This window comes from Microbacterium sp. BF1 (assembly GCF_019279095.1).
In the GTDB taxonomy this organism is placed as follows: domain Bacteria; phylum Actinomycetota; class Actinomycetes; order Actinomycetales; family Microbacteriaceae; genus Microbacterium; species Microbacterium maritypicum.
Genome location: NZ_JAGYWT010000060.1, coordinates 1 through 8,709 on the forward strand (window position 1 = coordinate 1; position 8,709 = coordinate 8,709).

Annotated in this window: 9 protein-coding genes; 8 read left to right on the forward strand and 1 reads right to left on the reverse strand. The window is 68.3% G+C overall.

What is annotated here, in order from left to right; genetic code table 11:
* The 6 genes from KZA10_RS03725 to pgl all read left to right on the forward strand — a co-directional run.
* Positions 1 to 180 (forward strand): hypothetical protein (locus tag KZA10_RS03725; protein ID WP_218682201.1); only part of this gene is annotated, 180 nt, incomplete at its 5' end.
* Positions 177 to 1,289 (forward strand): transaldolase, encoded by a 1,113-nt coding sequence (tal, locus tag KZA10_RS03730; protein ID WP_055867735.1) that lies wholly within the window; start codon positions 177 to 179, stop codon positions 1,287 to 1,289. The genes KZA10_RS03725 and tal, both read left to right, overlap by 4 nt.
* Positions 1,286 to 2,893, forward strand: coding sequence for a glucose-6-phosphate isomerase (locus KZA10_RS03735; protein WP_141387632.1), 1,608 nt, complete (start codon positions 1,286 to 1,288; stop codon positions 2,891 to 2,893). The genes tal and KZA10_RS03735 overlap by 4 nt, the downstream gene beginning before the upstream one ends.
* 21 nt (positions 2,894 to 2,914) lie before the next feature.
* A complete protein-coding gene (gene zwf / locus KZA10_RS03740; protein WP_017830394.1) occupies positions 2,915 to 4,465 on the forward strand; it encodes a glucose-6-phosphate dehydrogenase in 1,551 nt (516 codons plus the stop codon).
* On the forward strand, positions 4,462 to 5,397 hold the full coding sequence (locus KZA10_RS03745) for a glucose-6-phosphate dehydrogenase assembly protein OpcA (protein ID WP_218682202.1): 936 nt from the start codon (positions 4,462 to 4,464) through the stop codon (positions 5,395 to 5,397). Before zwf ends, KZA10_RS03745 begins: the two co-directional genes overlap by 4 nt.
* A 5-nt stretch (positions 5,398 to 5,402) precedes the next feature.
* On the forward strand, positions 5,403 to 6,182 hold the full coding sequence (gene pgl / locus KZA10_RS03750) for a 6-phosphogluconolactonase (RefSeq protein WP_031206051.1): 780 nt from the start codon (positions 5,403 to 5,405) through the stop codon (positions 6,180 to 6,182).
* A 39-nt stretch (positions 6,183 to 6,221) separates the two neighbouring features.
* Here pgl and KZA10_RS03755 read toward each other — a convergent pair whose 3' ends face one another.
* Positions 6,222 to 7,316 carry a DMT family transporter gene (locus KZA10_RS03755; protein WP_055873086.1) on the reverse strand — a complete coding sequence of 365 codons (1,095 nt, stop codon included), beginning with the start codon at positions 7,314 to 7,316 and terminating at the stop codon, positions 6,222 to 6,224.
* 61 nt (positions 7,317 to 7,377) lie between these two features.
* On the opposite strand from KZA10_RS03755, the gene def reads away from it, so the two are divergent.
* Together def and KZA10_RS03765 are read left to right on the forward strand one after the other, a co-directional pair.
* On the forward strand, positions 7,378 to 7,944 hold the full coding sequence (def, locus tag KZA10_RS03760; protein ID WP_218682203.1) for a peptide deformylase: 567 nt from the start codon (positions 7,378 to 7,380) through the stop codon (positions 7,942 to 7,944).
* A gap of 129 nt (positions 7,945 to 8,073) precedes the next feature.
* Entirely contained in the window at positions 8,074 to 8,544 is a 471-nt protein-coding gene (locus KZA10_RS03765; protein WP_256934360.1) for a hypothetical protein, read from the forward strand.
* The last annotated feature ends 165 nt before the right edge of the window (positions 8,545 to 8,709 follow it).

Genomic DNA, 8,709 nt, shown 5'->3' on the forward strand with positions numbered 1-8,709 from the left:
GGCTCGGTGCTCAGCTGGCGCGGCATCGTGGGCGACCGCGGCCGCTCGGTCGGCATCGACCACTTCGGCGCCTCCGCCGACTACAAGACCCTCTTCGAGAAGTTCGGCATCACCACCGAGGCCGTCATCGCGGCCGCCCGCGAGACCATCGCGGCCAACAGCACCAAGGAGAACGCATGAGCACCCCCACCGCACAGCTCGCCGCCGCCGGCGTCAGCATCTGGCTCGACGACCTCTCCCGCACGCGCATCGCCTCGGGCAACCTGGCCGATCTGATCTCGTCGCGCAACGTCGTGGGTGTCACGACCAACCCGACGATCTTCGCGAATGCGATCACCGACAAGAACGACACGTCGTACGACGCACAGGTCACCGAGCTCGCCGCCTCGGGCGCGACGGCGGAGGAAGCGGTCTTCGCCGCGACCACGCAGGACGTCGCGGCAGCCCTCGACGTGTTCCGCCCCGTCTGGGAAGCCTCGAACCACGTCGACGGCCGCGTCTCGATCGAGGTCTCCCCCGACCTCGCGCACGACACCGCGGGCACGGTCGCGCAGGCCAAGGAGCTGTGGGCCAAGGTCGACCGCCCGAACCTGCTCGTCAAGATCCCCGCGACCAAGGCCGGCCTTCCGGCCATCGCCGAGGCGATCGGGGCGGGGATCAGCGTCAACGTCACGCTGATCTTCAGCCTGGAACGCTACGCCGAGGTCATCGAGGCCTACCTCACCGGTCTCGAGACGGCGAAGGCCGCAGGCATCGACCTGTCGACCATCCACTCCGTCGCCTCGTTCTTCGTGTCGCGTGTCGACACCGAGACCGACAAGCGCCTCACCGCGATCGGCACGGATGCCGCCGAAGCGCTCAAGAGCAAGGCCGGTCTGGCCAACGCACGCCTCGCCTACGAGCTGTTCGAGAAGACCTTCGCCGGCGACCGCGCCACGGCGCTGCTCGACTCCGGTGCGAACCTGCAGCGTCCGCTGTGGGCGTCGACCGGTGTCAAGGACCCGGCCCTTCCCGACACCTTGTACGTCACCGAGCTCGTCGCCCAGGGCGTGGTCAACACGATGCCCGAGAAGACGCTCGAGGCGACGTTCGACCACGGCGTCGTCACGGGCGACACGATCACGGGCGGCTACGAAGAGGCACGAGCCGTGTTCGCCGGCCTCGCCGAGGTCGGGATCGACTTCGCCGATGTCACCCAGGTGCTGGAGGACGAGGGCGTCGCGAAGTTCATCGACTCCTGGCACGACCTGCTCACGCAGGTCGCCGAGGGTCTGGAGTCGCAGCGATGACGTTCTCGATCCACACGTCCGGTGCAGCACGCGCCGCGATCGATGAGACGGTGCCCAGCCTCGTCCACGATCTGGTCGCCTCTCGCATCACCGGCGGGGACGCGACGCTCTGGGGGCCGGCCGCCGAGGCTGAGGCATCCGTCCGGCTCGGATGGGTGGAAGCCGTGTCGATCTCGCGTCCGCTGGTCGCCGAGATCGTCGCGCTGCGCGCCGACCTCAACGCCAAGGGCGTCACGCGCGTCGTGCTCGCGGGCATGGGCGGATCCTCGCTCGCCCCCGAGGTCATCGCGCAGACCGCCGGAGTGCCGCTGACCATCCTCGACTCGACGGCACCGGGCCAGGTGCTCGCCGCTCTCGACGAGGGCCTCGCCGACACGGCGCTGGTGGTCTCCTCGAAGTCCGGCTCCACGGTCGAGACCGACTCGCAGCGTCGCACCTTCGAAGCGGCGTTCCGCGACCTGGGCATCGACCCCGTCGAGCGCATCGTCGTCGTCACCGATCCCGGCTCTCCGCTCGATGTCTCGGCCCGCGAGGCGGGATACCGCGTCTTCAACGCGGACCCCAACGTCGGCGGACGCTACTCGGCGCTCACCGCCTTCGGCCTCGTGCCGTCGGGGCTCGCCGGTGTCGACATCGACGAGCTGCTGGACGAGGCCGAGGCCTCGCTTCTGGAGGTCGCCGTCGACTCGGCAGACAACCCCGCCCTTCGTCTGGGCGCGGCGATCGCGGCGACGACACCCCGCCGCGACAAGCTCGGCCTCATCACCGACGGCACGCACATCAAGGGCCTCCCGGACTGGATCGAGCAGCTGATCGCCGAGTCCACCGGCAAGGAGGGCACCGGAATCCTCCCGGTCGTCCTGCTCCCGGTCTCCCCCGAGCTCGACCCCGTGCCCGCCGACCTGCAGATCGTGCGGCTGGTCGACGACGCCAACGAGTTCCACCTGCACGAGCGTCACGAGGGCGAGATCCTCGTCAGCGGGACGCTGGGCGCTCAGCTCATCGTGTGGGAGTACGCGACGGCGATCGCCGGTCACCTGCTCCACATCAACCCGTTCGATCAGCCCGATGTCGAATCGGCCAAGATCGCCGCGCGCGGGCTCCTCGACGCACGCCCGGAGCCGACGGCTCCCGCGTTCATCGAGAACGGCGTCGAGGTGCGGGTGTCCGACCCGGCTCTCGCCACCTCCGGCAGCGTCGAGGGCGTGCTCGATGCGCTCTGGGCCCAGCTCCCGGCAGACGGATACGTGTCGATCCAGGCCTACGTCAACCGTCTCGAGGTGCCGCAGCTCCAGGGCCTGCGCGAACTCGTCGCGGCGGACTCCGGACGACCCACGACCTTCGGATGGGGACCGCGGTTCCTGCACTCGACCGGCCAGTACCACAAGGGCGGGCCCGCGCAGGGCGTGTTCCTGCAGATCCTCGAGCGCACCGAGGTCGACCTCGAGATCCCGGACCGTCCGTTCACCTTCGGACAGCTCATCCAGGCGCAGGCCGCCGGTGACGCCGCCGTACTCGCCGAGCACGGCCGCCCCGTCGTGACGCTGACGATCACCGAGTCCTCCGACGACGTGCTCGCCCTCTTCGAAGCCGCACAGAAGTAACAGCAGGAGAATCCCCCACCGATGTCTGTTCCCATCTCGCGCGGGCACAACCCGCTGCGTGACCCCGATGACCGCCGTCTCAACAGGATCGCCGGGCCCAGCGCCCTCGTGATCTTCGGCGTCACCGGAGACCTCTCACGCAAGAAGCTGATGCCCGCGGTCTACGACCTCGCCAACCGCGGACTGCTCCCGCCCGGGTTCGCCCTGGTCGGATTCGCCCGCCGGGACTGGGAGGACCAGGACTTCGCGCAGGTCGTCTACGACGCCGTCAAGGAGCACGCGCGCACACCGTTCCGCGAGGAGACCTGGACCCAGCTGCTGCAGGGCATCCGCTTCGTCTCGGGCGAGTTCGACAATCCGGACTCCTTCCGCAAGCTCCGCGAGACCATCGAGAAGCTCGACGTCGAACGGGGGACGATGGGCAACCACGCGTTCTACCTGTCGATCCCGCCGAAGGACTTCCCGCTGGTTGCGAAGCAGCTCAAGGAGTCCGGTCTCGTCGGCGAGAACAGTGACGACGACGAGCGCTGGCGTCGCGTCGTGATCGAGAAGCCCTTCGGCCATGACCTCGAGTCGGCGCGGGCGCTCAATGCCGCGCTCGAGGTGGCCTTCCCGGCCGACTCGATCTTCCGCATCGACCACTACCTCGGCAAGGAGACGGTCCAGAACATCCTGGCGCTGCGCTTCGCGAACGAGCTGTACGAGCCGATCTGGAACCGCAACTACGTCGACCACGTGCAGATCACCATGGCCGAGGACATCGGCGTCGGCGGACGCGCGGGATACTACGACGGCATCGGTGCGGCCCGTGACGTGATCCAGAACCACCTGCTGCAGCTGTTGGCTCTCACCGCGATGGAAGAGCCGATCAGCCTCTCGGCTGAGCACCTGCGCGCCGAGAAGGAGAAGGTGCTCGCGGCGGTGCACGTGCCGGACGATCTCTCCCTCGCGACCGCTCGCGGTCAGTACGCGGGCGGGTGGCAGGGTGGCGAGAAGGTCACCGGCTTCCTGGAAGAAGAGGGGATGAACCCCGAGTCGACCACGGAGACGTACGCCGCGATCAAGCTCGAGATCGACACGCGCCGATGGGCGGACGTGCCGTTCTACCTGCGCACGGGCAAGCGTCTCGGACGCCGTGTGACCGAGATCGCCGTCGTCTTCAAGCGTGCACCTCAGCACCTCTTCGGGCGCGGAAACGCCTCGGAGCTCGGGCAGAACGCCCTCGTCATCCGCGTCCAGCCGGATGAGGGCGTCACGATCCGCTTCGGGTCGAAGGTTCCCGGCAGCGGCACGAACGTGCGCGACGTGACGATGGACTTCGGATACGGCCACGCCTTCACCGAGGCGAGCCCCGAGGCCTACGAGCGTCTGATCCTCGATGTCCTCTTGGGCGATCCGCCGCTGTTCCCGCGGCACGAGGAGGTCGAGCTCTCCTGGAAGATCCTCGACCCCGTGGAGAAGTACTGGGCAGCCGAAGGCGGCCCAGTCGAACAGTACGCGCCCGGCTCATGGGGACCGTCATCCGCTGACGACCTGCTGGCCCGCGATGGACGAGTCTGGAGACGCCCGTGATCATCGACCTTCCCGACACCACCGTGAGCCAGGTCGCGAAGCAGCTGGTCAAGGTCCGCGAAGAGGGTGGAGCCGTCGCCCTCGGCCGCGTGCTCACGCTCGTGATCGCTGCGCGCAACGGCGTCGCAGAAGCGGCTATCGACGCCGCGAACGACGCCTCACGAGAGCACCCGATGCGGGTCATCGTCATCACCACAGGTGAGGGCGAGTCACGCCTGGACGCGCAGATCCGCGTCGGTGGAGATGCCGGCGCCAGCGAAGTCGTGGTCCTTCGCGCCTTCGGAGACGCCGCCAGCAACGAGGAGAGCCTGATCACCGGCCTCCTGCTGCCCGATGCTCCCGTGGTCGCCTGGTGGCCGGAGGCGGCCCCCGTAGCGCCTGCGCAGTCACCGCTCGGCAAGATCGCTCAGCGACGTATCACCGATGCCGCCACCGCGAGCGATGTCCGCGACCGGCTCGCGCTCCTGGGCGAGACCCACGCCCCCGGCGACACCGATCTGTCGTGGACGCGTCTGACCCACTGGCGCGAGCAGCTCGCCGCTGTGCTCGACCAGCCGCCGTACGAGCAGATCACCGGCGTCGAGGTGCGCGGAGCCGCGGCCTCCCCGTCGACCGCGCTGCTGGCCGCCTGGCTGCAGATGGCGCTCGATGTTCCGGTGCGCTGGTCCTACGAAGACCCCGAGCACTGGGCGGAGGGCATCAAGTCGGTGCGCCTGACACGCGAGTCCGGCGACATCCTCCTGGAGCGCCCGACACCCGGCGTCGCCGTGCTCACGCAGCCGGGACAGCCGAACCACGACCTGCACCTGCCGCGACGCACTCTGCGCGAGTGCCTCGCAGAGGAGCTGCGTCGACTCGACCCGGACGTCCTGTACGGTCGAGTCATCACCGAGGGCTGGGAGAAGCTGGGTCCGCCCGAGACAGGAGAGTGACGTCGATGACGACATCGTCCGCAGAGAAGCGGGTCGTGGTGGAAGCCACGCCCGCAGCCCTCGCCACTCGAGTGGCCGACCGGTTCCTGACACGGGTGCGCGCGCGCACACGCAACGGTCGGATCGCGCACATCGCCCTCACGGGCGGTTCGATGGGCGGTGCGGTGCTGCGTGCGGCGTCCGAGCACCCGCGAGCGGCGGAGATCGACTGGTCGCTCGTGCACTTCTGGTGGGGTGACGAGAGATTCGTGCCGCGCGACGACGTCGATCGCAACTCGCTGCAGTCCCGACAGGCTCTCCTCGACCACATCCCTGTGCCCCAGGAGAACGTGCACGAGGTCGCCGGCCCTGACACCGGCTTGACCCTCGACGAGTCCGCGGCGGCGTACGCGGCGGACCTGGCGCGGTTCGGTACCGACGAGCATCCGTGGCCCTCTTTCGCCGTGTGCTTCCTCGGGGTCGGCCCCGACGGGCACATCGCCTCCCTCTTCCCGGATCGGGAGGAGGTCACTGTGACGGATGCCGCAGTCCTCGCCGTCCGCAACTCGCCGAAGCCGCCGCCCGAGCGTGTCACGCTGACCCGCCCGGTGCTCAACTCTTCGAAGCGGGTCTGGCTCGTGATGACGGGCGCCGACAAGGCTTCGGCTCTCGGCCTCGCTCTCGCGGGGGCGAGCTACTCGAGCGTGCCCGCCGCCGGCGCCAAGGGGCGCAAGCGCACGGTGTTCTTCGTGGATGAAGCCGCGGCCTCTGAGGTCTCGGTCGACCTGATCGATCAGGCCTACTGAGTCGGCGGCGCCACGCGCGGCCGACTCAGTTCGCTGTCGCTAGGGTCGCTCTGACGAACCGTCGTGCCACGGCGGCGTCTGCGGACGTCCCGAGCCGTCCGAGTGCTCCGGAGCACTCGTCGCGGCGGGCTGCGACGAGGAAGCCTCTCCAGGGCCGCCCTGCGAGGATCCGCCTGGCGTGCTGCCTCGCTGGATTCCCAGATCCTGGCTGTCGCTGAGCACCTGAGGGTGGTAGCGGGCGAGCCCGACCACGCCCCAGACGGCGATCCCTCCGGCGACGGCGAAGATCACGAGCACCCACCACGGAGCCGCAGAGGCTTCGCCCAGCACGACCATTCCGATGAGCACGGCGACGAGAGGGTCGACGACCGTGAGCCCGGCGATCACGAGGTCGGGCGGACCCGAGCTGTACGCGGTCTGCACGAAATATGCGCCGACAGCGGCCGCCGAGACGAGGGCGAGCACGCAGATCCCGGTGATCCATTCGAACTGACCGGCCTCGATGCGCTTGATGACGACCTTGGCCAAGGTGGCGACGAACCCGTAAAGGATTCCCGCGCCGATCACGTAGAACAGGGCGCGCATCCGGCGGCGCAGGATCAGCCAGCAGGCGCCGAGGACGATGATGACTACGAGCAGGAGCGCCAGGATCGTGAAGAGCTCACGGTCGGTGACCTCCTGCTCGGTCGCGTAGATCGCCGCGAAGAACACGAAGAGGAAGATGCCACCCACGCAGCACACGATGGCGGTCAGCGACTGCCGCGTCGGCGAGTGGCCGGAGATCCGCGCGTTCAGCAGCGTCGTGATCACGAGGGCGATCGCCCCGAGCGGCTGGACGACGATCAGCGGAGCCTGCACAAGGGCGGCGAGCTGACAGACCACGGCGAGTCCGAGCATCAGCGTGCCGATGAGCCACGACGGACGGGTCAGGAGGCGCTTGAGCTGATCGAGACTCAGGCCCGAGGCGCCGTTGGCACCGCTGAGGCGTTCGACCTTCTCGACGCCGCGGTGCTGGTACTGGGCGCCGAGGGACATGAAGACGGCGCCGGCGAGAGCGAGCGGGATGCCGAGCAGCAGCCCCGGGTTCTGGAACGCGCCGACGAGCTGATCGCCGACGTCCTCGACCGCGTTCATCCACACCCCAGCATTCACAGTACGACCCTACCTGGCGAGTGCCGCCGACTAGGGTTGTGACGTGGCTGTACTTCCGATTCGCATCATGGGCGACCCCGTCCTGCACTCCCCCGCTTCCCCCGTCGAAGAGATCACCGACGACGTCCGCGCCCTCGTCGCCGACATGTTCGAGACGATGGACACCGCCCCAGGGGTCGGCCTCGCCGCTCCGCAGGTCGGAGTGCCCCTGCGCATCTACACGTACGCCTATGTCGATGACGACGACCACCCCTGGCGCGGCGTTCTCATCAATCCCACACTCTGGATGGTGCCACTCGAACCGGGTGAACCCGACCCGGATCTCGAATCCGAGGGTTGCCTCTCGTTCCCCGGCGAGCGGTTCCCGCTGCGCCGGTCGGAGCGCGTCCACGTCACGGCCACCGACTTGGAAGGGCAGCCGGTCTCGATCGATGTCGACGGGTGGCGTGCCCGCATCATGCAGCACGAGTTCGATCACCTCGACGGCATCCTGTACGTCGATCGCCTGTCGGACAGCGACTGGAAGACCGCGCAGAAGATCGCCCGAAAGCGCGGGTGGGGTCGCCCCGGCGCGAGTTGGATGCCCGGCGTCGACGACCTCGAAGGCTGAGCGCTCCCAGCCGAACCACAGCATCCTTCGAGTTACGTCACAGACTCGCCGGGGGTTAGCGTGTTCGCGGCGGGGGCTTTTCGCATGCCTCCGCATCACGCTTCGGAGGGGAAACAGATCATGATGAAGATGCGCACTCGACGCGCCCTGATGCTCGCAGGATCGGCAGTGGCGCTCTCGGTCGCCCTCAGCGGGTGCAGCGCTCTCAATGGCATTCTCGGCGGCGGTTCCGGCGACGCCAACCGCGACGAGGAGAGCGGGCAGGTCACGGAGAGCTCGAACGTCGGCGTCTTCTCGGTGAAGCTGGGCGACTGCATGCTCGACACCGGTTCCGGCACGATGACCGAAGCCAACATCCTCCCCTGCACCGACCCGCACGACCAGGAGGTGTACTACGAGATCACGATGCCGGATGGCGAGTTCTCCGACACCGACATCGACGCGGCGACGCAGGAGTGCATCGGAGACGCGTACACGACGTTCGTGGGCGTGGCCTACCAGGACTCCGCATTCGATGTCACCACGCTCGTTCCCACCAAGGACTCGTGGGAGCGGAACAACGATCGCGTGATCCAGTGTGCTCGGGTTCACCGTAGGTGAGTAGATAGTGCTCGAGCGCTGAGCGGTAGACAACGCTGGAGCACTATCTACTCACCTACGGTGAACCCGAGCTGCCACCTTCCTGGTTGATGGTGGAGACCCTCACCCTCGGCCAGCTGAACAACGTAATCGACAACCTGCGCCTGCGCGCCGACCGGACTGCCG